A 23,559-nucleotide genomic window follows, 5' to 3' on the forward strand; every position below is an offset into this window, starting at 1 on the left:
AAAGGAAGAAAGCAGATGGCGGCAGATAGTAACCTCATCCGGTGCGGGTTTTGCGGGCACGAGTTCGCCGAGGAGCAGGGCAACGTCGGGTGCAAGAATTGCCCGATGTCGGGCGGTTGCAAGATGATCAAGTGCCCCCGCTGCAACTACGAGAATCCTCCCGAACCGGCCCTGGTAAAGGGGATAAAGAGACTGCTTGGACGATGAAAATTGGCCAGGTGCGAACCCTTTCGCCCGCCGACGATACCGATACCACGATTACGATCAACCCCTTACGGGAAACAGGTTCCCCCGGGAGCCGGAAAAAGGAGATGTATATGAAGCTCAGTGACAAGGCCGAAGAGATCCTGGAAGCCCTCTGGATCGAGTCTGAAGAGAACGGACGCGGCTACGCCGAACTCGACCAGATGGAGTTCGCTCCCTCCGACCCCGCCTACCAGGAGCTCTCCTCCCAGGCCTTCGTGGAGATCAAGGGGGGGAGGATCTACTTCCGCCCCGAGGGTCGCGAAGAGGGGAGAAAGACCATCAGGCGGCACCGGCTTGCCGAGCGCCTCATGATGGACGTCCTCAACATCCGCGGCGAAAGCGGCGACATCAAGGCCTGCCAGTTCGAGCACCTCCTCAACGAGGGGGTCGACACCAAGGTCTGCACCATGCTCAACCACCCCTCCACCTGCCCGCACGGGAAACCGATCCCGGCCGGCGACTGCTGCGAGGAGGCGAAGAAAAGCGGCGACCTCGGCGTGGTGCCGCTCACCGAGCTCAACTCCGGGGAGGAGGGGGACATCGCCTACATCCAGACCGAGGACAGCAAGAAGATGCAGAAGCTCATGGCCATGGGGGTGTTGCCGGGAAACCGCATCTCCCTTTTGCAGTCGTTCCCCTCCTACATCTTCAGGGTCGGCTTCTCGGAGTTCGCCATCGATTCGGCCATGGCCCGCGAGATCTTCGTCCGCCGCTAACCCCTTGGTCCCACGGTTTCTTTCCAAAGCCCCGCCCCGCGGGGCTTTGGCTTTTTTTCCCGCCCGACTTCCCCCAGCCGACTTCCCCGCCAACCTCTTCAAAAATGTATTCAAGAATTCACTGCCCGGGTCGATAGATTAAGACAGTAACTCCATAACTCTCATAAAGATACCACCGCCTCACCGCCAGCACGGCTAAAAGGATAATGGGATGACAGCTGCTCTAAACGAGGATTTTGTGACCACGGCCCCCGGACGGGAAGCCGCCGGACTGGCCGTTCAATGGGCGCAGGTGCTGGCGGGGGTCGTCGAGGAACTCGGGGTCATCTCCCGCAGCACCGAGGACGAATTCCTGGCGATCGGGGCGCGGCTGCAGGACATCTACCAACAGGGGACCGGCATCTCCAAGCTGGCCACCGGCGTGGTGGAGGAAGTCGCCGGTGGCAAGGTCACCAACTCGATGGCCGAGCTCGGCCGGGCCCTCGACGAGATGGAACGCTACGTCAACCGGGCCGGGGAGGAGATCGGGGCGAGCTCCGACACCCTGCGGGAGATCCTGACCCTGCTGGAGCAGGTGGCCACCCCGCTCTCCGGGTTCAAGAAGGTCAACAAGGTGCTGAGGATGCTCGGCATCTCGACGAAGATCGAAAGCGCGCGGCTTGGCCAGAGCGCCGCCGGGTTCGATACCCTGGCGAGCGACGTCGGCCACCTCTCGGTACAGGTGAACGAACGGGCGGCGGATATCATCCGGAGAAAGGACGACCTTTCGCTGGCCATCGGGGAGACCCTGAAGGGGGTCTTGAGCTCCGGTGCCCACCAGCACGACCGGGTCCTCGCCATCGTCAAGAAGACCCGGTCGTGCCTCGACACGCTGACCGCCATCAACTCCCGCTGCTCGAACTCCGTCGCCGGGGTATCCGCCATATCGGAAGAGGTCTCCCGGGGGATCGGCGAGGTGGTCATGTCCATGCAGGCCCACGACATCGTGCGCCAGCAGATAGAGCACGTGGAGCAGGCGCTCGGCGACCTGCGCAGCGGGGTGCAAAGCGGGCTGGCGGGCGCCGACGACGCGGCCTGCATCTGCGAGCTGCAAAGCGCCCAGTTAAAGCACGCCTCCTCATCGCTCGACCAGGCCGCCAACACCATCATCGGCACCTTGCAGGATATCGCCCGCAAGCAGGGGACCCTCTCGGCCGAGATCAGCGGGCTCGCGGGGGCGGCCGACCAGGCGGGGGGGAGCTTCTTCAAGGGGATGGCCGGCGACATGTCGGTGGTCAACGAGGCGCTTTTGGAGAGCGCCCAGGCCAAGCGGAGCCTCTGCAACGCGATGACCTCGGTGGCCGACACCATCCAGGAGATCGCCTCCTTCGTGGGGGACATCGAGACCATCGGCGAGGAGATCAAGCTGATCGCCCTGAACGCTCAGATCAAGTCCGCCTACACCGGCGACGAGGGGGCTGCCCTGGGGGTGCTGGCGGAAGCGATCCAACGGCTCTCCATCGACGCCATCAACCAGACCGGCGCGGTTTCCGAGGTCCTGCAGTCGATCATCGCGGTCACCGAGCGCCTCAGCCAGGAGGCCTGCGGGCTCGACATGGAGGTGGAGGGGATGGTCACCACCCTCAACACCCTGGTGGGGGTCTTGAGCGAGGTGAACGAGACCCTGCGCGGCTCGCTGGCCGGCATGGACAGCCAGGCCGCCCTCCTGTGCGACGAGATCGAGCAGGTGACCTCCGGCTTCACGGTCCACCACAAGGTCACCCAGGTCCTCGACCGGGCGGTCCAGAAGCTTGGCGAGGTGATCCGCGAGGCCCGCCGGATCGCCCCGGGGACCGGCCAGGTGAGCCTGGAGGCCCTGGCCGAGCGCTACACCATGCAAAGCGAGCGGCACATCCACCAATCACTCGTCGATCAAGCACCGGCCTCGCCCGAGCCGGCTTCGGCAGGTGGCGACGACGGGCTGGGCGACAACGTTGAACTATTCTAGTCAGATGCGAGGAATACCATGGATGAACTGACCCTGAAGCGGGTAAAGCACCCCAAGAAGGATGGCATCGAGGAGCTGAAGGTCTCCGGAGGACTGCACATCGCCGAGGCCGCCAGGTTTCGCGAGGCGCTCATCGACGCCCTCGCCGCGGCGCCCAAGACGCTGCAGTTGAACCTCAACGAGGTCACCGAGATGGACCTCACCGGGCTGCAGCTCCTCTGCTCGGCCCATCACAGCGCCCTGCTGGTGGGGAAGGGCTTCAAGATCGTCGACCAGAACGAGGTGTACACCCGGGTGGCTTCCGAGGCCGGCTTCGAGCGGCACATCGGATGTCCCCGTGACAATAACAGCAGTTGTATCTGGGTGGGAGGAGCGCACTGATGGCAAAGGTAATCATGACGGCAGACGATTCCGCGAGCGTGCGGCAGATGGTGAGCTTCACGCTTAAGCAAGGTGGCTACGAGGTGGTCGAGGCCGTGGACGGAAAGGATGCCTTGCAGAAGCTCTCGACCACCAAGGTTGACATGCTGATCACCGACCTCAACATGCCCAACCTGGACGGCATCGGGCTGATCAAGGGGGCCCGCGGGCTCGCCAGCTGCAAATTCATCCCGATCGTCATGCTGACCACGGAATCCCAGGAATCCCGGAAACAGGAAGGAAAGGCCGCCGGCGCCACCGGCTGGATCGTCAAGCCTTTCAAACCCGAACAACTCATGGCGGTTGTTAAAAAGGTGCTCGGATGATCGACGTTCATCGACAGGCGTTCAAGGAAGAGGCCTACGAGCTCCTCTCGGAGCTGGAGAGTTCCCTTTTGGAGCTCGAAGAGAGGCCCGAAGACGAGGAGCTGATCGGCAGGGTCTTCAGGGCCATGCACACCATCAAGGGGTCCGGGGCCATGTTCGGCTTCGACGACATCGCGGCCTTCACCCACGAGGTGGAGACCATCTTCGACATGGTGCGAAACGGCAAGCTCCAGGTGACCAAGAAGCTGGTCAACCTCACCCTCCAGGCCCGTGACCTGATCAAGTCCATGCTGGACGGCTCCGATCTCGGCAACGGAGGGGACATCGACGCGAGTTTCCGGATCATCTCGGGGCTCAGGGAGCTGGCCGGCGAGGCGCCCCCCGAGGCCCCGGTCGAGGCGAGCGCCGAGCCGGTGCCCGTTGCGGTGGCGAGCGACGCCACCTACCGGATCCGTTTCATCCCCGGGCATCACCTCTTCACCTGCGGCTCGAACCCGCTGACGCTGCTGGCCGAGCTCAGGGATCTCGGGCCGTGCAACGTGGTGGCCCACACGGGAGGCTTCCCCACCCTGGAGGAGATCGATCCGGAGGGGTGCTACGTCTTTTGGGACATCATCCTCACCACCAACCGGGGAGAGGATGCCATCAAGGACGTCTTCATCTTCGTGGAGGACGACTGCGAGGTGAAGATCGACAAGATCGCCGACTACGGCCCCGATGCCGACAACGCCGACTACAAGAAGCTCGGCGAGATCCTCCTCGAGCGCGGCGAGATCAGCCGGGAGGAGATGAACGCGGTACTGGGCGAGCAGAAGCGGTTCGGCGAGCTGGCGGTCTCCAAGGGGATCGTCGAGCAGCAAAGCGTCATGAGCGCCCTGGTCGAGCAGCAGCACGTGAAGGAGGTGCGCCAGGCGGCCCAGCAGGCGGAATCGGCCTCCAGCATCAGGGTTCCCGCCGAGAGGCTCGACGTCCTGGTCAACCTGGTGGGCGAGCTGGTCACCGTCCAGGCGCGGCTCACCCAGACCGCGGCCTTACGGGGGGACGCCGAGCTGGTCGCCATCGCCGAGGAGGTGGAACGGCTGACCGGGGAGCTCCGGGACAGCGCCCTCAACATCAGGATGCTCCCCATCGGCTCGACCTTCTCGAAGTTCAAGCGGCTGGTCCGCGACCTCTCCTCGGAGCTTGGCAAGGAGATCGAGATGACCACCGACGGGGCCGAGACCGAGCTCGACAAGACCGTCATCGAGAAGCTCAACGACCCGATGGTGCACCTGATCCGCAACAGCCTCGACCACGGCATCGAGCTCCCCCAGGTCCGGGAGGCGGCCGGCAAGCCCCGCCAGGGGACGGTCCATCTCGCCGCGGTCCACTCCGGCGACAGCGTCCTCATCACCATCACCGACGACGGGGCCGGCCTCGACAAGGAGGCGATCCGCGCGAAGGCCATCGAGAAGGGGGTCATCCCGGCCACCGCCGAGCTCACCGAAAAGGAACTCTTCAACCTGATCTTCGCCCCCGGCTTCTCCACCGCCAAGAAGATCTCCTCGGTCTCCGGCCGCGGGGTCGGCATGGACGTGGTCAAGAAGGCGATCGAGGCGTTGCGGGGGAGTATCGACATCACCAGCGTGGCCGGGGAGGGGACCACCATCACGGTCCGCATCCCGCTCACCCTGGCCATCATCGAGAGCCTCCTCGTGAAGATCGGCGACGACTCCTTCATGATCCCGCTCGCCATGGTGGACGAGTGCGTGGAGCTCACCCGCGAGGACGTGGCCCGCTCCCACGGAAGAAACCTTGCCCACGTGCGCGAAACTCTGGTACCCTACATCCCCCTCCGGGAGCGCTTCCAGGTGGCGGGGAATCCGCCCGACATCGAGCAGATCGTCATCACCCAGGTCAACGGCACCCGCGTAGGCTTCGTGGTGGACAACGTGATCGGCGAGCACCAGACGGTCATCAAGTCGCTCGGCCGGGCCTACAAGAACGTGGAAGGGATCTCCGGCGCCACCATCCTCGGCGACGGCTCGGTGGCCCTGATCCTCGATGTCCCCCAACTCGTGCAATCGGTAGAGGCCGAAGCGGCCTGATGGAGATTTCATGCAATCCGGAGTGAATTCAATGGCCGAAACCGGCACGCTGATCGACCGACCGGCAACCCTTTCCACCAAGGACTTCAACCGGCTGAGCCGATTCATCTACGACACCTGCGGAATCAAGATGCCCGATGTGAAGCGGACCATGCTGGAGGCCCGCCTCCAGAAAAGGCTCCGTGCCCTGGGGATGCACAGCTTTTCCGACTACTGCGAGTACCTCTTCGACCCCCACGGGATGGAGCAGGAACTGGTGCACATGCTCGACATGGTCACCACCAACAAGACCGATTTCTTCCGGGAGCCGGACCACTTCGACTACCTGACCCAGACCGTGCTCCCGGACTGGTGCCACCGCCATCCCACCGGCACCCTCTCCATCTGGAGCGCCGGCTGCTCTTCCGGGGAGGAGCCGTACACCCTGGCCATGGTCCTCACCGAGTTCGCCGAGCGGACCCCCGGCTTCGACTTCAAGATCCTGGCCACCGACATCTCCACCCGGGTGCTCGACAAGGCCAAGGCGGCCATCTACCACGAGACCCAGGCCGACCCGATCCCCCTTTACCTCAAGAAGAAATACCTCTTGAGGAGCAAGGACCACACGAGCGGACTGGTCAGGATCGTGCCGGAGCTGCGTGAGAAGGTCCGCTTCCAGCGGCTCAACTTCATGGACGACGACTTCGGCCTCAGGGAGCAGATGGACATCATCTTCTGCCGCAACGTGATCATCTACTTCGACCGCCCGACCCAGGAGCGGCTGCTGCAGCGTTTCCACCGCCAGATGAAGCCGGGGGCCTTCATCTTCATGGGGCACTCGGAGACCCTTTCCGGGCTGGACGTCGCCCTGGCCAGCGTCTTCCCCACCGTGTACCGGAAGATGAGATGACCGCCGATGACCAGCCCGCCACGGTGTACCTGAAGCCGGGTGGGCTGGTCATCGCGTCCCAGCCCACCCTGGTGACCACGCTCCTTGGTTCCTGCGTCGCCGTCACCCTCTACTGCCCGAGGCTCAGGGTGGGGGCCATCTGCCACGCCGTTCTCCCCGCCTGCCGCCGTTCACCCTGCCGGGAGTGCCAGGTAGAGGGGGCCAAGTACGTTCTCTGCGCGGTACGGCTCATGCTGCGGGACCTGGCGGAGCGGGGGATCAACCGGAGCGAGATCCAGGCCAAGCTGTTCGGCGGGGCCGAGATGTTCAACTGCCGCGGAAAAGGCGGGAGCGTGGGGAAGCAGAACGCCGATTTGGCCCTGCGGCTGCTGCAGGACGAGGGGATCCGGCTGGTGAGCCACGACTTCGGAGGGGAGCGGGGGAGAAAGCTCATCTTCAACACCGACTCCGGCGAGGTCTACCTGAAGAAGCTGAAGAAATCGGAGCATTAGCATGCAGAAAAAGATTCGGGTCCTGGTGGTGGACGACTCCGCCGTCGTGCGCCAGACTATGGTGGAGATCCTCTCCTCCGACCCCCACATAGAGATCATGGCCACCGCCGGGGACCCCTTCATCGCGGCCGACCGGATACGCCACGAGGTCCCCGACGTCATCACCCTGGACGTGGAGATGCCCCGCATGGACGGGATCACCTTCCTTCAGAAGATCATGTCCCAGCACCCGATCCCGGTGGTGATGTGCTCGAGCCTCACCGAGCAGGGGTCGGAGACCGCCCTCAAGGCGCTCGAATACGGGGCGGTGGAGATCATCCAGAAACCGCGCCTGGGGACCCGCGAGTTCCTCGAGGAGTCCCGGATGAGGATCTGCGACGCGGTCAAGGCGGCCGCCCAGGCGCGGGTGAGGCGCTTCGTCCCGAGCCGGGCGGTGGCTCCCAAACTGACCGCCGACGTCATCATGGAAAAGCCCAAGAGCCACGCCATGATCCAGACCACCGAGAAGGTCGTGGTGGTCGGCGCCTCCACCGGCGGGACCGAGGCGCTGAAGATCTTCCTCGAGTCGCTCCCCGCCGACTGCCCGGGCATCGTCATCGTCCAGCACATGCCCGAGGGGTTCACCCGCGCCTTCGCGAGCCGTCTGGACGGCCTTTGCCGGATCACCGTCAAGGAGGCCGCCGACAACGACACCGTGGTCCGGGGGAGGGCGCTCATCGCCGCCGGCAACCACCACCTGCTTTTAAAACGCAGTGGTGCGCGGTATTATGTCGAGATCAAGGACGGCCCCCTGGTATCCCGCCACCGCCCGTCGGTCGATGTCCTCTTCCGTTCCGCCGCCCGCTACGCCGGCAAGAACGCGGTGGGGGTCATCATGACCGGCATGGGAGACGACGGCGCCCGCGGCATGCTCGAGATGAAGCAGGCGGGCGCCGTCAACATCGCCCAGGACGAGGCGAGTTGCGTGGTGTTCGGCATGCCCAACGAGGCGATCAAGATGGGCGGGGTCGACATCGTCAAGCCGCTGGACGCCATCAGCCGTGAGGTGCTGAAGCTCTGCGGCTGATCCCCGTTTTGGGGCTGCCGCAACAAACGAGGGGGAGGGTGGTTCCCCCGCATTCGAGGTTGCCATCATGGTGGACGAGCAATTCTTCCTCGGGCGCCAGCCCATTCTCGACCGGAGCCAGCGGCTCTACGGTTTCGAGATCCTCTTTCGTTCCGCCAGCAGCCTGAACTCCGCCGAGTTCTTCGACATCCAGGCGGCCAGCGCCTCGGTGATCCTCAACGCCCTTTCCGATTTCGGCTTCGAGGACGTCCTCGGCCGCCACAAGGGTTTCTTCAACGTCACCCGCGAAATGCTGATGACCGATGCCATCGAGCTCCTTCCCCGGGACCGGGTGGTGATCGAGCTTTTGGAGACCATCGCCGCCGACCAGGAGGTGGTGGAGCGCTGCCACGAGCTGAAAAGGCAGGGATTCACCCTGGCCCTGGACGATCACATCTATTCCCCCGCCTTCCATCCCATCTACGAGCTGGTCAAGATCGTCAAGCTGGACGTCCTCCAGATCCCCAGAAACGAGCTTCCCCCCATGGTGGAAAAGCTCAGGGAGTGGCCGCTCACCCTCTTGGCCGAGAAGGTGGAGAGCGCGCAACAGTACACCTTCTGCTCCTCCCTTGGGTTCGAGCTCTTCCAGGGGTACTACTTCGCCCGCCCCGTGCTCCTCAGGCAGAACAAGGTGGACGTGGGGAAGGTCACCATGCTCCAGCTCATGCAGCAGGTGATGGCGGACGCCGACATCTGCGACATCGAGGAGACCTTCAAGCAGAGCCCGCCGCTCACCTACAACCTCCTCAGGCTGGTCAACTCGGTCGCCATCGGCCTGCGGGTCCGCATCAAGACGCTGCGCCACGCACTCACCGTCCTCGGGCTCGAGCAGCTAAAGCGCTGGATCACCCTGGCCCTCTACGCGAGCGATTCCGAGGAGGGGGTGCAGGCGCCGCTATTGGAGATGGCGGCCACCCGCGGCAAGCTCATGGAGCTCCTGGTCCAGTCCCAGGGGATGGCCGGGTGGCGCGAGCTTTCGGAGCGGGCCTTCATGACCGGGATCCTCTCCCTGATCGACGTCCTCTTCGAGGATTCCATGGAGGACCTGGTCGGCAAGCTCAACCTGGTGGAGGACGTGCGCGCGGCGCTTTTGCGCCGGGACGGGAACCTGGGCGCCCTCCTCACCCTGGTGGAAAAACTGGAGCAGACCGACTTCGCCTCGCTCAACGACCAGCTCGATGTCTGCCGCTTATCTCATGAAAAGCTCCTCTCCGCCCAGATCGCGACCATCGCCTGGACCGACCGCCTGACCACATCCATCTGATTTCACACCTTGACACGGCGCTTCCTTTTGATGTAACGTTTTACGTCCCGCCAATGAGGGACGGAGCTGCCCGTTTTTAAGGCGGCTCCCACCGGCTCGCATCGTACGTCCAGCCACACGATCTCCAGATCACAAACGACAGAAGGGGAGCTCACGTCCGGTTTTCCGGCCGCATCCCCCACGAGAAGCCAATGAAAATTACCGCCGTTATTCCGGCCAGGTATGCATCCACGCGTTTTGAGGGCAAGGCACTGGCCGACATCATGGGCAAGCCCATGGTGCAGCATGTCTATGAGCGGGCGCTGAAGGCTTCTTTGGTCTCGGACGTGATCGTGGCCACCGACGACGAGAGGATCGCATCGAGGGTGCGCGCCTTCGGCGGGAAGGTGGAGATGACCTCGGTCTCCCACGAGACCGGCACCGACCGCCTGGCCGAGGTGGCGAAGCGGATCGACGCCGACATCCTGGTCAACGTCCAGGGGGACGAGCCGCTGATCGACCCGGCCATGATCGACCAGGCCATCGCTCCGCTTCTGGAGGATCCCACCCTCCCGATCGCCACCCTGAAGAGCCGGATCAAGACCCTGCACGACTTCCTCTCTCCCAACGTGGTCAAGGTGGTCGCCGACTTCAAGGGGAACGTCCTCTACTTCTCCCGTTCGCCGCTTCCCTTTTTCCGGGACAAGTGGAACGACCTGAAGGACGAGGCCTTCGTCTCCGGCAAGCTCCTCTGCTACAAGCACGTGGGGCTCTACGTCTACCGGCGCGAGTTCCTCCCGGTCTTCACCGCCTTGAAGCCAACCTACCTCGAGCTCTCCGAGAAACTCGAGCAGCTGAGGGCCCTGGAGAACGGGTACCGGATCAAGGTCGTCGAGACCGACTTCGAGTCCATCGGGGTCGACACCCCGGCCGACCTGGAGAAGGTGCTCTCCAGGCTGAAGGCGGGGTAGGGGGGCGCCCCGTCCCAAGGCGGGGGCAAGCAGCAAACGAAACACAGGATTTTCCAGTCAGGCCACACCGGCAGCCAACGTCAATGAACGGGGCCGCGGGTGCCGCCTGTTACACCCGGGGGTTTTAAACAGTGAAGACAAAATTCATCTTTGTGACCGGCGGCGTTGTTTCTTCGATAGGCAAGGGACTCGCCGCCGCTTCTTTGGGCGCTCTTCTCGAAGCGAGGGGGCTGAGGGTCACCATCCAGAAGCTCGATCCGTACATCAACGTCGATCCCGGCACCATGTCTCCCTTCCAGCACGGCGAGGTCTTCGTTACCGATGACGGCGCCGAGACCGACCTCGACCTCGGCCACTACGAGCGCTACACCTCGTCGAAGCTCTCCAAGAAGAGCAACTTCACCACCGGCCAGGTATACTTCTCGGTCATCGAGAAGGAGCGCCGGGGTGACTACCTGGGGGGGACCGTCCAGGTCATCCCGCACATCACCGACCAGATCAAGCAGAACATCCTGGAGAACGCCAAGGGAAGCGACATCGCCATCGTGGAGATCGGCGGCACCGTGGGCGACATCGAATCGCTCCCCTTCCTGGAGGCGATCCGGCAGCTGAAAAGCGACCGCGGGGCGGGGAACGTCCTCTACCTGCACGTCACCCTGGTCCCCTACATCAAGACCGCCGGCGAGCTGAAGACCAAGCCGACCCAGCACTCGGTCAAGGAGCTCCGCGAGATCGGTATCCAGCCGGACATCCTCCTTTGCCGCTGCGAGCAGGAGATCCCGCAGGAGATGAAGGCCAAGATCGCCCTCTTCTGCAACGTCGACGAGAAGGCGGTCATCACCTCCCAGGACGCCGAGCACATCTACGCCGTGCCGCTCGCCTTGAACCGCCAGGGGCTCGACGAGCAGGTGGTCGAGAAGCTCAACATCTGGACCAAGGCTCCGGATCTCTCCCACTGGCAGAAGGTGGTCTCCAAGCTGACCGATCCGGGCTCCGGCGAGGTCAGCATCGGCGTGGTCGGCAAGTACGTCGACCTCAAGGAGTCCTACAAGTCGCTCTCCGAGGCGCTCACCCACGGCGGGATCGGCAACGACTGCCGGGTCAAGATCGTCTACTTCGACTCCGAGAAACTCGAGGAGGAGGGTGCCGAGGCGACGCTTGCCCAGGTGGACGGCATCCTGGTCCCGGGCGGCTTCGGCGAGCGCGGTACCGAAGGGAAGATCAAGGCGATCCGCTACGCCCGCGAGAACAAGGTTCCCTTCTTCGGGATCTGCCTCGGGATGCAGATGGCAGCCGTCGAGTACGCCAGAAACGTCTGCAACCTCCCGGAGGCCTTCTCCAGCGAGTTCAAACCCGAGTGCGCAAGCCCGATCATCCACCTCATGGAGGAGCAGAAAGGGGTCGAGCGCAAGGGTGGCACCATGAGGCTCGGCGCCTATCCCTGCTCGCTCACCAAGGGGACCTTCGCCCAGAAGGCCTACGGTGCCACCGAGATCTCCGAGCGTCACCGTCACCGTTACGAGTTCAACAACCAGTTCCGCAACCAGCTGGTCGAAAAGGGGATGGTGGTGTCCGGCCTCTACCGCGAAGGCGACTTGGTCGAGATCGTCGAGCTCCCGGACCACCCCTGGTTCCTGGGATGCCAGTTCCACCCGGAATTCAAGAGCAAGCCCTTGAATCCCCATCCGCTCTTCAAGGCGTTCATCGCGGCTACCAAAGAGCACCGCAAAGGGTAGCGGTTCACGGGGACCGGCTCCTGAAAGGTGCCTGTCCCCCTTTCCGGCCGGCAGTGGGCTTCATTAAAACGTGCCTGACCCTCTCGGGGGGAGACTGCTGCCGCTTACAGGGGAACTGAATGACGAGAGAAGTAGCCGTAGGCGGAGTGAAAATAGGCGGAGGGAAACCGCTCGTGCTGGTGGCGGGCCCCTGCGTGATCGAAAACGAAAAAGCGACCATGCGCCATGCCGAACGGCTGATGACCATCTGCAACGGCGTCGGCATGCCGCTCATCTTCAAGGCATCCTACGACAAGGCCAACCGCACCTCGGTGACCGCCTACCGTGGGCCGGGGCTCAAGGAAGGGCTCCGCATCCTGGCCCGGGTGAAGGAATCGCTCGGGGTTCCCGTCCTGTCCGACATCCATTCCATCGAGCAGGTCGCACCGGCCGCCGATGTCCTCGACGTGATCCAGATCCCGGCCTTCCTCTGCCGCCAGACCGACCTGCTGATCGCCGCCGCCCAGACCGGGAAGGTGATCAACGTCAAGAAGGGGCAGTTCCTGGCGCCTTGGGACATGAAGAACGTGGTCGGCAAGCTCCTCTCCTGCGACAACGAGAACATCGTCCTCACCGAGCGGGGCGCCTCCTTCGGCTACAACAACCTGGTGGTCGACATGCGGAGCTTCCCGATCATGCGCGCTACCGGCTGCCCGGTGATCTTCGACGCCACCCATTCCGTCCAGCTTCCGGGCGGGGAGGGGAGCTCGTCCGGGGGGCAGCGCGAGTACGTGGAGTTCCTCTCCCGGGCCGCGGTGGCCGCCGGCGTCGACGGCGTCTTCATGGAGGTCCACGAGGCCCCCGAGCAGGCGCTTTGCGACGGCCCCAATTCCGTTCGCCTCGACGACCTCCCTGCGCTTTTGAAGAAGCTCAAGGCCATCGACCAGGTGGTGAAGCAGTGATACTGGAAGAAGCGAAAAGGGTAATCAGGGTCGAGGCCGAAGCGCTCAAGAACCTCGAATCCTCCATCGACGGCACCTTCGAGCGTGCCGTGGAGATGATCCTCAGGGCCCCCGGCCGCGTGGTGGTGACCGGGATGGGCAAGTCGGGGCTGATCGGCCAGAAGATCGCCTCCACCATGGCCTCCACCGGCACCCCGGCGTTCTTCCTTCATCCGGCGGAAGGGATCCACGGCGACCTCGGCATGATCATGAAGGGTGACGTGGTGATCGCCATCTCCAACTCCGGCGAAACGGAAGAGGTGGTCCGCATCCTCCCGATCATCAAGCGCCTCGGCGCCTCACTGATCGCCATGGCGGGTAACCCCAACTCCTCCCTGGCCAAAAGCGGCGATCTCTTCCTCGATATCTCCGTAAAGGAAGAGGCCTGCCCCCTGGGGCTCGCCCCGACCGCCTCGACGACGGTGACACTCGCCATGGGGGACGCCATCGCGGTGGCGCTCCTGGTTTCCCGCGGCTTCAAGGCCGAGGATTTCGCCCTCTTCCATCCGGGGGGGGCGCTCGGGAAGAAACTCCTCCTGAAGGTCGAGAACGTCATGCACTCCGGGGAAAACCTCCCGCTGGTAAGCGCCGACACCCTCATGAGGGAAGCGCTCTTCACCATCACCTCCAAGGGGCTCGGGATCACCGGGGTCACCGACGACCGGGGGGCCTTGGTGGGTGTGATCACCGACGGCGACCTCCGCCGTGCCCTGGGGAAGGGGCTCGACATCATCAACCTGCCGGCCTCCGCACTCATGAAGACCAAGCCGAAGCGGATCCGCAGCGACGAACTGGCCGCCCGCGCCCTGCAGCAGATGGAGCAGTACTCGATCACCTCGTTGTTCGTCTTCGCCGACGACGAGAGCGCCGCCCCGGTCGGCATCGTGCACCTGCACGATCTCCTCAAGGCCGGTATCGCCTGACACCTTCCACATGGCGCTATCTATAAACCCTCGCCCCTTTAGGGGAGAGGGTGCCCGGAGGGCGGGTGAGGGCGGTTCTTCACTCTTTCCCCCATCACCCTAACCCTCTCCCCCAAGGGGGCGAGGGGATGTACGTTGAGACAATCGGAATACAACAAGAAGACCACCGAACATATAGAGGTACCCGTGGAAGAGAGAGTGAAAAAGATCAAGCTTTTGATCCTGGACGTGGACGGTGTCATGACCGATGGCCGGATCATCTTCGATTCCAACGGGGTGGAGAGCAAGTTCTTCAACGTGAAGGACGGCCACGGCATCAAGATGCTCCAGCGGGCCGGCATCGAGGTGGCGATCATCTCCGGCCGCGAATCGGTGGTGGTGACCAACCGGGCCGCCGAGCTCGGCATCAAGATCGTCTACCAGAAGTCGCTCAACAAGCTCGAGCCGTACCAGAAGATCCTTTTAGCCACCGGCCTCACCGACGAAGAGGTCGCCTTCATGGGGGACGACGTGATCGACATCCCGGTCCTTCGCCGGGTCGGCTTTGCCGCCGCCCCCGCCGACGCCATCGCCGAAGTGCTCCCCCACGTCCACTACGTGACCCAGGCCCGCGGCGGCTGGGGTGCCGTCCGCGAGGTCTGCGATCACATCATCAAGGGGCGGGGGCTCTGGGAAGAGATCACCAGCCGCTACTACGTTTGAAAGGCGAGAACCTCCCTCACCCGCCCTTCGGGCACCCTCTCCCCTGAAGGGGCGAGGGTATATCAAATGGCCCTTCGGACACCCTTCCCCGTGAAGGGGCACCGGCATCTCCCCCCCGTTTAACCTTTACCCGAAGTATCGGGCCCAACCTTCCAACTTCCTGCCGTTTTTCTCTCCCGTCCCCCCGTTTTCACCCTCCCTGTTTTTCTGGTGGCCGGCTTATTAATGAAAATGTTGCTTTTTTACCCAATTCCCCACAATTCCCGTTTACTTTGGGGATTCCTAATGCTATAAGACAACACTCGGTCATCATCTCTCATATCCCTTGAGCTCTCAGTATTTGGTGGTCTTAGCCTCCGATTTTAACTCATGGTGAATGCATCTATAGCAGGGGATTGTATGGTGGATAAGCTGGGCCTGGTTCAAGATAGTTCGGGAAAACAGATCACTCTGCTCGAACTGCTCAAAGTTCTCGTCAAACGCAAACTTCTCATCATTTCTGTCTGCGGCGTCACAGCCCTGGCAACCTGCGTAGTCACTCTTTTCCTCCCCAATGTCTATGAAGCCTCCGCCAAGGTGCTCCCCCCACAGAAGGAGGGTGGAGCCGGACCGCTCTCCGCGGTACTGAGCCAGGCGGGAGGCATCGCCGCACTGGCTGCCGGAACGCTCGGCGGCGGCGACGTCTACGTCGACATCCTTAAAAGCCGTTCCCTTAAAGACAATGTCATCCAGAGGCTCCATCTCTCGCGGAGCGCCTCTCCGCAGGCCATGGACGACGCCCGCGACCAGCTCGACCGCAAGCTCTCCATCCAGGCCGCCAAGAACGGGATCATCACCATCGCGGTACGCGACCGCGACCCCAAGCAGGCGGCCGTGGTGGCCAACGCCTTCTCCGATGAACTGAGCCGGACCATGGTCCGCCTGAACCTCACCAAGGCCGGGAGCGAGCGGCTTTTCCTCGAGAAACGCCTCGATGTGGTCAAGGGGGACCTGAAACGGGCCGAGGAAGACCTCAAGAACTTCGCCCAGCAGAACAAGGTCATGCACGTCGACTCCCAGGTCACCCAGTCCTTCACCATCATCTCGAAGCTGAAGGGGGAGATCACCACCAACGAGGCCAAGCTGGCCGCTCTTAGGCAAGCCCAGACCGACCAGAGCCCCGAGGTGCGGGCCCTTTCCACCAGTATCAAGAACATGAGGGCCAACCTGGCGCAGATGGCCGGTTCGGGCGGAGCGGCCGAGGGGCTTCCCTCGATCGGCAGCGTCCCCGCCCTCGGGCTCGAATACGCGCGGCGCGAGAGGGAATTCAAGATCCAGGAAAACCTCTACGAGCAGCTCACCAAGCAGTACGAGATGGCCAAGCTGACCGAGTCCAAGGATTCCTCCTCCCTCCAGGTCCTGGACGAGGCCATCCCGCCGGTTCGCAAGGTGTTTCCAAGGCGTGCCGCGACGGTGGTGATGGCCACCACGGCGGCCCTGGTGGTTTCCATCCTCCTCGCCTTCTGGCAGGAGTACCTGGACCGTCTGGACCCCGTCGAGCGCAAAAACTGGAACGAGATGAAACGCCAACTCTTAAGGCTTCGTTAGCATGTGGTACTTTCTTGTTCGTCGCGGTGCGCTTTTCGCGGAACAGTGCCTGAAGGAGTGACGTCATGCTGGTCCTGAAACCATACGGCGGCCTGGGAAACCAGATGTTCCAGTACGCCTACGCCAGGTGGCTCCAGTCCCGTTACCGGGACGACCTGGTGCTCGACCTCTCGTGGTTCGCCGAGAACGGGGGGCGCTCCTTTTCCCTGGGCAGATTGAACCTGCCCGATAACCTCCGGGTGCTGGACCCCGCCGAACTCCCGGGCGTTTACAACCTTTTCTACAAGCTTTGCTACCGGTTGTTCGGGGGAAAGTTCCACGGACCGCTTTCCTTCGCCCTCATGAGCAAGTTCGGCCTCTACGTTTCCGAGGACGTCTGCTACTACCCCTTCGTCCGTTCCACCTTTTCGAACAAGTACGTGATCGGGCTTTTCCAGTCGGAGCGGTATTTCAGGGACATCGCGCAGACCCTGAAGGGTGAACTCAGGGTGAAGGAGCCTCCCTCCGCCTCGAACCTCAAGCTGACCGAAGAGATCTCCTCGTGCAACTCCGTCTGCGTCCATGTGCGCCGGGGTGATTACGTCGGGTGCTCCCGTCACGAGGTCTGCGGGGAAGAATATTTCCGCAAAGCCCTCGACATCACGGGTACCCGGCTTGCCGACCCGGTCTATTACATCTTCTCGGACGATATCGCCTGGGTGAAGGAACACTACCGGTTCCCGGGCACCGTCCGCTTCGTGGAGCAGGACAATCCCGACTATGAAGAGCTGCGCCTCATGTACTGCTGCAAGCACTTCATCATGTCCAACAGCAGTTTCAGCTGGTGGGCGTCCTACCTGGCGGACAACCCCGGCAAGGTGGTGGTCGCCCCGAGCCGGTGGTTCAACGGCGAGCTGAAGACGGACGTCCATCTCGACAGCTGGACGGTGGTGCCGGTATGACCATCCCCAAGGTGATCCACTACTGCTGGTTCGGTCACAACCACAAGCCTCCCCTGGTCGAGCGCTGCATGGCCAGCTGGCGGCAGGCGCTCCCCGGGTACCGGATAAAGGAGTGGAACGAGAGTAACTTCGACACGGGGTGTTTTCCGTACGTGGCCGAGGCGTATGAGGCCCGTAAGTTCGCCTTCGTGAGCGACGTGGCCCGCGGCCAGGCGCTCTACCGCGAGGGGGGGATCTACCTCGACACCGACGTCGAGGTGCTGAAATCGTTCGATCCCCTCCTGGTCCACCGATCCTTCTGGGGGTTCGAGGCCGGGAACTTCCTCGCCACCAGCACCTTCGGTTCCATCGCCGGTCACCCGCTTTTGGCCGCCTACCTGGAGCACTACCGGGACCGCCACTTCGTCAAAGAGGACGGAAGCTACGACCTGACCACCAACGTGTCGCTTTTGACCTCGCTCTGGGAAGGGGAGGGGATCGCCCTGGACAACGCGATGCAGCGGACCTACGACGGCGACTGCATCTACCCCCAGCGCTACTTTTCCCCCTACGATTACCGGACCGGGGGGACGGCGAGCTATCCGGAGAGCTACACCATCCATCACTACACCGGGACCTGGAACTCCTCCCGGCTGGCCGAGATAAAAAGGGCGGTGAAGCGGGTCTCCCACGCCATCCTCGGGGAGCGGCTCTCCTCGGCGCTCTGGCTTAAGAACCATGCCAAGTAGCACGCCGAGGGTCCTCATCGTCTCGGCCGGGCTCGAGATCGGCGGCATCGAACGAAGCCTCCTCGGGCTCTTGGGAGGGCTCGACTACCGGCGCTGCCGGGTGGACCTCCTGCTGCACCGCCACGACGGCCCGTTCATGCGTTATCTCCCGGAGGGGCCGCGGCTTCTCCCGGAAGTGCGCTCCTACGGGAGTTTCGAGCGGCCGATCCAGCTCCTCGTGCGGGAGGGGAACGCGGGGCTCGCCGCCGCCCGCCTCCTCGCCAAGGCGCGGTCGTTTGCCGACCGTTGGAAGGAAGGGGTGGTCGAGCCGGGCTACCTGCAACTGCAGAGGAGCTGGCGGTACGCGCTCCCGCTTCTTCCGGAGGTGGCGGGAGAGTACGAACTCGCGGTCAGCTTCATGGTGCCGCACTACCTGGTGGCCCGGCGGGTGCGGGCCAGGGTCAAGGTAGGCTGGATCCACACCGACTACACGAGTATCCCGGTCGAGGAAGGGCCCGAGGATGCCATGTGGGGGAGCCTCGACCGGTTGGTCGCCGTCTCCGATGAGGTCGGCAATTCATTCGGGAAAAGGTTCCCCCGTTTCGCGAGCCGCGTACAGGTCATCGAGAACATCCTCGCCCCCGAGCTGATCCGCCGGCAGGCCTCCGAATTCACCCCGGACGAGATGCCTTCCCTCCCGGGGGTGACCCGCATCCTCAGCGTCGGCCGCTTCTCGCACGCCAAGGGGATCGACCAGGCGGTGCTCGCCTGCCGCCGCCTCCTCGACAAGGGGCGCCGGGTTCGCTGGTACGCGATCGGCTACGGCCCCGACGAGCCGATGATCCGCGCCCTGATCGCCGAGCACGGCCTGCAGGAAGATTTCGTGATCCTGGGGCAGAAGATCAACCCGTACCCGTACATGGCGGCCTGCGACCTCTACGTGCAGCCCTCCCGCTACGAGGGGAAGGCGGTCACCGTCCGCGAGGCGCAGGTCCTCGGGAAGCCGGTGGTCATCACCAGGTATCCGACCTCGTCGAGCCAGGTGGCGGACGGGGTGGACGGGCATATATGCGAGATGGGAGTGGAGGGGATCGCCGAAGGGATCGGCCGCCTGATCGACGACCCCGGCTACCGCGAGGCGCTGGCCGCTGCGGCCCGTGAAGGGGATTACAGCAACCGCTGCGAACTGGAAAAGATCTACCGCCTGCTGTCTCCGCTTGGCTGAAACGGGCTCAGCCCCGGTTTCGGGAAAAAAAGCAGGCTTTTCGAGGAAAAAATGGGCATGGTGAAGCGCTACCTCTGGAAATTGTATAACGGCATGGTACTCTTCGGGTTCGATCCGATGAAGACACTGGCCACCTGCCGGGCTTTGCCGGTCTATTACCGTGAACTGGCCGAGTTCAAGCGACAGGCGCAAGCCGCGGGTGGCACCTTCCATTTCGGCGAACTCTGGCCGCTGCTCCACGATCGGAGCTCCGAAAGCGGGGTCGCATCGGGACCCTATTTCCACCAGGACCTCCTGGTGGCCCGCCGCGTGCTCGAAAACAATCCGCAACGGCATGTCGATATCGGTTCCCGGGTGGACGGCTTCGTGGCCCACGTCGCCACCTTCCGCGAGATCGAGGTGTTCGACATCAGGCCGCTTGAGAACCGGGTCCCCAACATCCACTTCTCCTGCGTCGACCTGATGTCCCCGATGGAGGAGCGCTATCGCGAGTGCTGCGATTCGCTCTCCTCGTTGCATGCCGTGGAACATTTCGGGCTCGGCCGTTACGGCGACCCGATCAACTACAACGGCTACCTTGACGGCATCAACAACATGGGGCAGGCCCTCAAGAGGGGAGGGAAGTTTTACTTCTCGGTCCCGATGGGGCCGCTCAGGGTCGAGTTCAACGCGCACCGGGTGTTCAGCCTCCGCTTTCTGCTCGACCTGTTCGCCCCCAACTACCGGGTCGACCGTTTCAACTACGTGGACGACCGGGGGCTTTTGCACGAAAACGTCACCCTTACCGACGCGGTAATTGCCGACAACTGCGGATGCCGCTGCGGCTGTGCGATCTTCGAAATGACCAAACTTTAACGCCGCCACCGCGGCCAGGAGAGCTCATGATCCAAAGCATTAAGAGTGTCCTTAAGAAAACGCCCGTCTACACCGTCTATCGCAAGTACCGGGAAGCCGAGGAACTGCAGCAACTCTCCAAGGGGATTCTGGAATGGACCCAGGAAGACGACCACATGATGGAGTTCTACCGGCAGTTCGTGAACCCCGGCGACACGGTCTTCGACGTGGGGGCGAACCTCGGCAACCGCACCAAGGTGTTCCTCAAGCTCGGCGCCAAGGTGGTGGCGGTGGAGCCCCAGAAGCGCTGCGGCGACTTCCTCGAGCAGACCTTCGGCACCAATCCCAACTTCAGGCTGGTCAGAAAGGCGCTCGGCCCCAAACCGGGCCAGGCGGAGATCAACATCTGCCCGGAAAGCACCGTCACCTCGCTCTCGCAGCAGTGGATCGAGGCGGTCAAGGAGAGCGGGCGCTTCGGCGGCTACCAGTGGGACCGCAAGGAAGTCATCCAGATGGACACCCTCGACAACCTGATCGCCTCCCACGGCTCCCCCGCGTTCATGAAGATCGACGTGGAAGGGTTCGAGTACGAGGTGCTCTCCGGCCTCTCCCGGCCTGTGAAGGCGATGTCGCTGGAGTTCATACCGGAGTACCTGGAGAACACCTTCAACTGCATCGACCACGTCAGCAAGATCTCCCCGGCCCGCTTCCAGATAAGCCTCGGGGAGTCGCTCTCCTTCCACTTCCCCGAGTGGATCGGTGAGGACCAGATCAAGCCGCGTCTCTCCGCGGTCGATGCCAAGGCCTTCGGTGACCTGTACATCAGAACCGGTGACTGATCCCGCCCGCATCCGGCCTTCGGCCGCGGGGGCAGGGGAGGGGGCGGCGATCGAACTGGTGACCGTCATCGTCGGCGCCTACAACGTCGAGCAGTTCCTTCCCCAGGGGATGGAGTGCATCCGCAACCAGAGCTATCCCCACTTCGAGGTGATCCTGGTGGACGACGGCTCCACCGACGCAACCGGGGCACGCTGTGACGCCCTGGCGGCGGAAGACCCGAGGATCCGGGTGGTGCACCAGCCAAACGGCGGCCTGGCCAGCGCCCGCAACACCGGGCTTGAGCACGCACGCGGGACCTACGTCGCCTTCTACGACGTCGACGACGCGGTCGATACCGACTGGCTCGAACACAACGTCGAGATGATGCGGAAGACCGGCGCCGAACTGGTCATGCACGGGCTCACCGTCTGCGACCACCAGGGAGCGCTCCTCGATACGCTCGCCTTTCCCGAGCTCCACCTGGTCGAGAACCGGCAGATCAAGGAGCGCTTCGCCGAGCTCTTCGTCTTCGTCCGCCACGGCAACGGCTTCATGATGAACAAGTTCTACCGCAAGAGCTTCCTGGACCGCCAGGGGGCCCGCTTCGGCGACGAGAGGATCCGCCAGGACGAGCCGTTCAACCTCCGGCTCTACCCGCACCTCTCGAGCCTGGCGGTTTCCGGGCGCACGCCGTACCACTACGTGGTCTACCCGCACGGTAACGCCGGGACCCGTTACGTCCCGGAGAAGTTCGCCATCTGCCGGTCGATCTACCGGGGCTTTCGGCAGTTCTGCCGTCAGTGGGGGCTCGAGGACCCGGCGCTTGACGCCTACAACCATGGGCGCTACCTGGGGAACCTGGTCGAGATCTTCCTGCTGAACCTCGTGCACGACGATTGCCGGCTTCCGGTCGCCAAAAGATGGGAGGAGGCCCGGAAAATCATGGCCGATCCCGATACCTCCGCCTGTCTGCGGTCCGTTGCCGCCCCGGCCGAGGGGGGGGAGGAGCGCTTCTACCGCTTCTGCCTGAAACACCGGCTGGCCCTGACCATGCTCGGCGCCTGCTGGATGAGGAAGCAACTGAAACGGCTTTTAAAAGGTGGCACCAGATAAATGTCCCAAGGCAGCAGCTATCGTAACATCCTGAAGTCCACCATCCTGATCGGCGGTTCCTCCGCGCTCAACATCCTGATCGGGATGGTGCGCGCGAAGTTCGTGGCAACCCTGATCGGCCCGGCCGGGGTCGGGTTGATCGGGACCTACAACCAGATAACCGGCCTGGTGACCACCGTCTCCGGCCTGGGGCTCGGGAGAAGCGGCGTCCGCCAGGTGGCCGAGGCGGTGGGGAGCGGCGACGACGCCGTGGTCGCCCGCACCGTGCTTACCCTGCGGCGCACGGTCTGGATTACCGGCGCCATCGGCATGCTGGCCATGGTGCTCTTTTGCTTCCCGATCTCGCACATCACCTTCTCCGGCGGACAGTACGCCTGGAGCATCGCGCTTTTGGGGATCACCATCCTCCTCTCCTCCATCGCCTCGGGGCAGGCCTGCGTGCTGCAGGGGAACCGGAGGGTGGGGGACCTGGCCCGCATCAGCGTGCTCGGGGCCTTGAACGGCACCCTGATCAGCATCCCCTGCTTTTACCTCTGGGGGATGAACGGGATCGTGCCGAGCATGATCCTGAGCGCGGCCGCCGCACTGGTCACCTCGTGGTGGTTCGCCCGCCGCGTCCCGGTCCGGAAGGTCCCCTTAAGCTGGGGGGAGAGCCGCGACGAGGCGAGGCAGCTCCTCTCCCTGGGGGTGGGACTCATGGGGGGGAGCCTGGTGTCGAACATCTGCACCTACCTGGTCCAGATCCTCATCGTCCGCCAGTTCAACCTGGAGGGGGCCGGGATCTGCCAGGCGGCGCTCGGGCTTTCCGCGGTCTTCGTCGGTTTCGTGCTGAGCGCCATGGGGACCGACTACTACCCGCGGCTGGCGGCGGTCTCCAACGACCACCAGGCGCTGGAGCGGATGGTCAACGAGCAGCTCGAGGTCTCCATCCTGCTGGCGCTCCCGGGGCTTGCCGCCATGATCGTGATGGCCCCCTGGATCATCCGGCTGTTCTATTCGTCATCCTTCGTGGCCGCGGTGCCGGTATTGAGGTGGTGCTGCTTCGGGATGCTGGGGCGGGTCTTCTCCTGGCCGCTTGGGTACGTCCTGATGGCCAAGGGGAAGGGGAGGCTCTGCTTCATGACCGACGCGGGATCGGCCCTCATGCATCTCGCCTCGGTCTTCTTGCTGAGCAAGCTGATCGGCATCAACGGCGTCGGCATGGCCCTGATCGCCCAGAACGTTTTCTACACCGCGGCCATGGTGGTCATCATCAAGAAGGTGGCCGGGGTGAGCTGGTCGCGGGGAACGACCCTGCTGACGCTCTTCTCCCTGGGCCTTTTGTCGCTTCTCATGGTGAACCTCACCTATAACGACAACGTCTGGACGAGCTGGGGGATCAACATCGCACTGGTCCTTCTTTCCGTTCTCCTTTGCCTGCGGCAGCTGGTGGCCAAGAGCGAGATGAACGTGTGGGAATACGTGATGGCGAAACTGCGGCTCACCTGACGGGGGGCTTTTTGGGTGGATCG

General features: G+C 63.5%; 23 protein-coding genes. All 23 read left to right on the forward strand.

Annotated features, from left to right (window positions below; genetic code table 11):
• Nucleotides 1-15: 15 nt before the first annotated feature.
• The 23 genes from ACYVL5_RS10260 to ACYVL5_RS10370 all read left to right on the forward strand — a co-directional run bounded on the left by ACYVL5_RS10260 (nucleotide 16) and on the right by ACYVL5_RS10370 (nucleotide 23,536).
• Nucleotides 16-207, forward strand: a complete 192-nt coding sequence (locus tag ACYVL5_RS10260) for a hypothetical protein (RefSeq protein WP_460595568.1) — start codon at nucleotides 16-18, stop codon at nucleotides 205-207.
• Between the two features lie 110 nt (nucleotides 208-317).
• The gene (locus tag ACYVL5_RS10265; RefSeq protein ID WP_460595474.1) at nucleotides 318-962 is read left to right on the forward strand and encodes a metal-dependent transcriptional regulator; all 645 of its coding nucleotides are present in this window, start codon (nucleotides 318-320) and stop codon (nucleotides 960-962) included.
• Nucleotides 963-1,173: 211 nt separating this feature from the next.
• On the forward strand, nucleotides 1,174-2,949 hold the full coding sequence (locus ACYVL5_RS10270; RefSeq protein ID WP_460595475.1) for a methyl-accepting chemotaxis protein: 1,776 nt from the start codon (nucleotides 1,174-1,176) through the stop codon (nucleotides 2,947-2,949).
• 18 nt (nucleotides 2,950-2,967) lie between these two features.
• Nucleotides 2,968-3,330 carry an STAS domain-containing protein gene (locus ACYVL5_RS10275; RefSeq protein WP_460595476.1) on the forward strand — a complete coding sequence of 121 codons (363 nt, stop codon included), beginning with the start codon at nucleotides 2,968-2,970 and terminating at the stop codon, nucleotides 3,328-3,330.
• A complete protein-coding gene (locus tag ACYVL5_RS10280) occupies nucleotides 3,330-3,695 on the forward strand; it encodes a response regulator (RefSeq protein ID WP_460595477.1) in 366 nt (121 codons plus the stop codon). The genes ACYVL5_RS10275 and ACYVL5_RS10280 overlap by 1 nt, the downstream gene beginning before the upstream one ends.
• Nucleotides 3,692-5,782 (forward strand): chemotaxis protein CheA, encoded by a 2,091-nt coding sequence (locus ACYVL5_RS10285; protein WP_460595478.1) that lies wholly within the window; start codon nucleotides 3,692-3,694, stop codon nucleotides 5,780-5,782. The genes ACYVL5_RS10280 and ACYVL5_RS10285 overlap by 4 nt, the downstream gene beginning before the upstream one ends.
• A gap of 10 nt (nucleotides 5,783-5,792) precedes the next feature.
• The gene (locus ACYVL5_RS10290) at nucleotides 5,793-6,671 is read left to right on the forward strand and encodes a CheR family methyltransferase (RefSeq protein WP_460595479.1); all 879 of its coding nucleotides are present in this window, start codon (nucleotides 5,793-5,795) and stop codon (nucleotides 6,669-6,671) included.
• Nucleotides 6,668-7,162 carry a chemotaxis protein CheD gene (locus ACYVL5_RS10295; RefSeq protein WP_460595480.1) on the forward strand — a complete coding sequence of 165 codons (495 nt, stop codon included), beginning with the start codon at nucleotides 6,668-6,670 and terminating at the stop codon, nucleotides 7,160-7,162. Before ACYVL5_RS10290 ends, ACYVL5_RS10295 begins: the two co-directional genes overlap by 4 nt.
• Nucleotide 7,163: 1 nt before the next feature.
• On the forward strand, nucleotides 7,164-8,228 hold the full coding sequence (locus ACYVL5_RS10300) for a protein-glutamate methylesterase/protein-glutamine glutaminase (protein ID WP_460595481.1): 1,065 nt from the start codon (nucleotides 7,164-7,166) through the stop codon (nucleotides 8,226-8,228).
• Between the two features lie 67 nt (nucleotides 8,229-8,295).
• The gene (locus ACYVL5_RS10305; protein ID WP_460595482.1) at nucleotides 8,296-9,531 is read left to right on the forward strand and encodes an EAL and HDOD domain-containing protein; all 1,236 of its coding nucleotides are present in this window, start codon (nucleotides 8,296-8,298) and stop codon (nucleotides 9,529-9,531) included.
• A gap of 191 nt (nucleotides 9,532-9,722) precedes the next feature.
• The gene (gene kdsB / locus ACYVL5_RS10310) at nucleotides 9,723-10,481 is read left to right on the forward strand and encodes a 3-deoxy-manno-octulosonate cytidylyltransferase (RefSeq protein ID WP_460595483.1); all 759 of its coding nucleotides are present in this window, start codon (nucleotides 9,723-9,725) and stop codon (nucleotides 10,479-10,481) included.
• A 131-nt stretch (nucleotides 10,482-10,612) separates the two neighbouring features.
• The gene (locus ACYVL5_RS10315) at nucleotides 10,613-12,217 is read left to right on the forward strand and encodes a CTP synthase (RefSeq protein ID WP_460595484.1); all 1,605 of its coding nucleotides are present in this window, start codon (nucleotides 10,613-10,615) and stop codon (nucleotides 12,215-12,217) included.
• Between the two features lie 119 nt (nucleotides 12,218-12,336).
• Nucleotides 12,337-13,158 carry a 3-deoxy-8-phosphooctulonate synthase gene (gene kdsA, locus ACYVL5_RS10320; RefSeq protein WP_460595485.1) on the forward strand — a complete coding sequence of 274 codons (822 nt, stop codon included), beginning with the start codon at nucleotides 12,337-12,339 and terminating at the stop codon, nucleotides 13,156-13,158.
• Nucleotides 13,155-14,120, forward strand: coding sequence for a KpsF/GutQ family sugar-phosphate isomerase (locus tag ACYVL5_RS10325; RefSeq protein WP_460595486.1), 966 nt, complete (start codon nucleotides 13,155-13,157; stop codon nucleotides 14,118-14,120). The genes kdsA and ACYVL5_RS10325 overlap by 4 nt, the downstream gene beginning before the upstream one ends.
• A 186-nt stretch (nucleotides 14,121-14,306) precedes the next feature.
• Nucleotides 14,307-14,822 carry a KdsC family phosphatase gene (locus ACYVL5_RS10330; RefSeq protein WP_460595565.1) on the forward strand — a complete coding sequence of 172 codons (516 nt, stop codon included), beginning with the start codon at nucleotides 14,307-14,309 and terminating at the stop codon, nucleotides 14,820-14,822.
• Between the two features lie 399 nt (nucleotides 14,823-15,221).
• On the forward strand, nucleotides 15,222-16,409 hold the full coding sequence (locus ACYVL5_RS10335) for a GumC family protein (RefSeq protein WP_460595487.1): 1,188 nt from the start codon (nucleotides 15,222-15,224) through the stop codon (nucleotides 16,407-16,409).
• A 65-nt stretch (nucleotides 16,410-16,474) separates the two neighbouring features.
• Nucleotides 16,475-17,350 carry an alpha-1,2-fucosyltransferase gene (locus tag ACYVL5_RS10340; protein ID WP_460595488.1) on the forward strand — a complete coding sequence of 292 codons (876 nt, stop codon included), beginning with the start codon at nucleotides 16,475-16,477 and terminating at the stop codon, nucleotides 17,348-17,350.
• A complete protein-coding gene (locus tag ACYVL5_RS10345; protein WP_460595489.1) occupies nucleotides 17,347-18,078 on the forward strand; it encodes a glycosyltransferase family 32 protein in 732 nt (243 codons plus the stop codon). The genes ACYVL5_RS10340 and ACYVL5_RS10345 overlap by 4 nt, the downstream gene beginning before the upstream one ends.
• Nucleotides 18,068-19,282 carry a glycosyltransferase gene (locus ACYVL5_RS10350; protein WP_460595490.1) on the forward strand — a complete coding sequence of 405 codons (1,215 nt, stop codon included), beginning with the start codon at nucleotides 18,068-18,070 and terminating at the stop codon, nucleotides 19,280-19,282. Before ACYVL5_RS10345 ends, ACYVL5_RS10350 begins: the two co-directional genes overlap by 11 nt.
• Nucleotides 19,283-19,339: 57 nt before the next feature.
• On the forward strand, nucleotides 19,340-20,137 hold the full coding sequence (locus tag ACYVL5_RS10355; RefSeq protein WP_460595491.1) for a DUF268 domain-containing protein: 798 nt from the start codon (nucleotides 19,340-19,342) through the stop codon (nucleotides 20,135-20,137).
• A 26-nt stretch (nucleotides 20,138-20,163) separates the two neighbouring features.
• Nucleotides 20,164-20,955, forward strand: coding sequence for a class I SAM-dependent methyltransferase (locus ACYVL5_RS10360; RefSeq protein ID WP_460595492.1), 792 nt, complete (start codon nucleotides 20,164-20,166; stop codon nucleotides 20,953-20,955).
• Nucleotides 20,948-22,048, forward strand: coding sequence for a glycosyltransferase family 2 protein (locus ACYVL5_RS10365; protein WP_460595493.1), 1,101 nt, complete (start codon nucleotides 20,948-20,950; stop codon nucleotides 22,046-22,048). The genes ACYVL5_RS10360 and ACYVL5_RS10365 overlap by 8 nt, the downstream gene beginning before the upstream one ends.
• Complete coding sequence (locus tag ACYVL5_RS10370; protein WP_460595494.1) at nucleotides 22,049-23,536, forward strand: O-antigen translocase; 1,488 nt, start codon at nucleotides 22,049-22,051, stop codon at nucleotides 23,534-23,536. It abuts the gene before it with no gap.
• The last annotated feature ends 23 nt before the right edge of the window (nucleotides 23,537-23,559 follow it).

It is taken from the genome of Geomonas sp. Red276 (assembly GCF_054784495.1).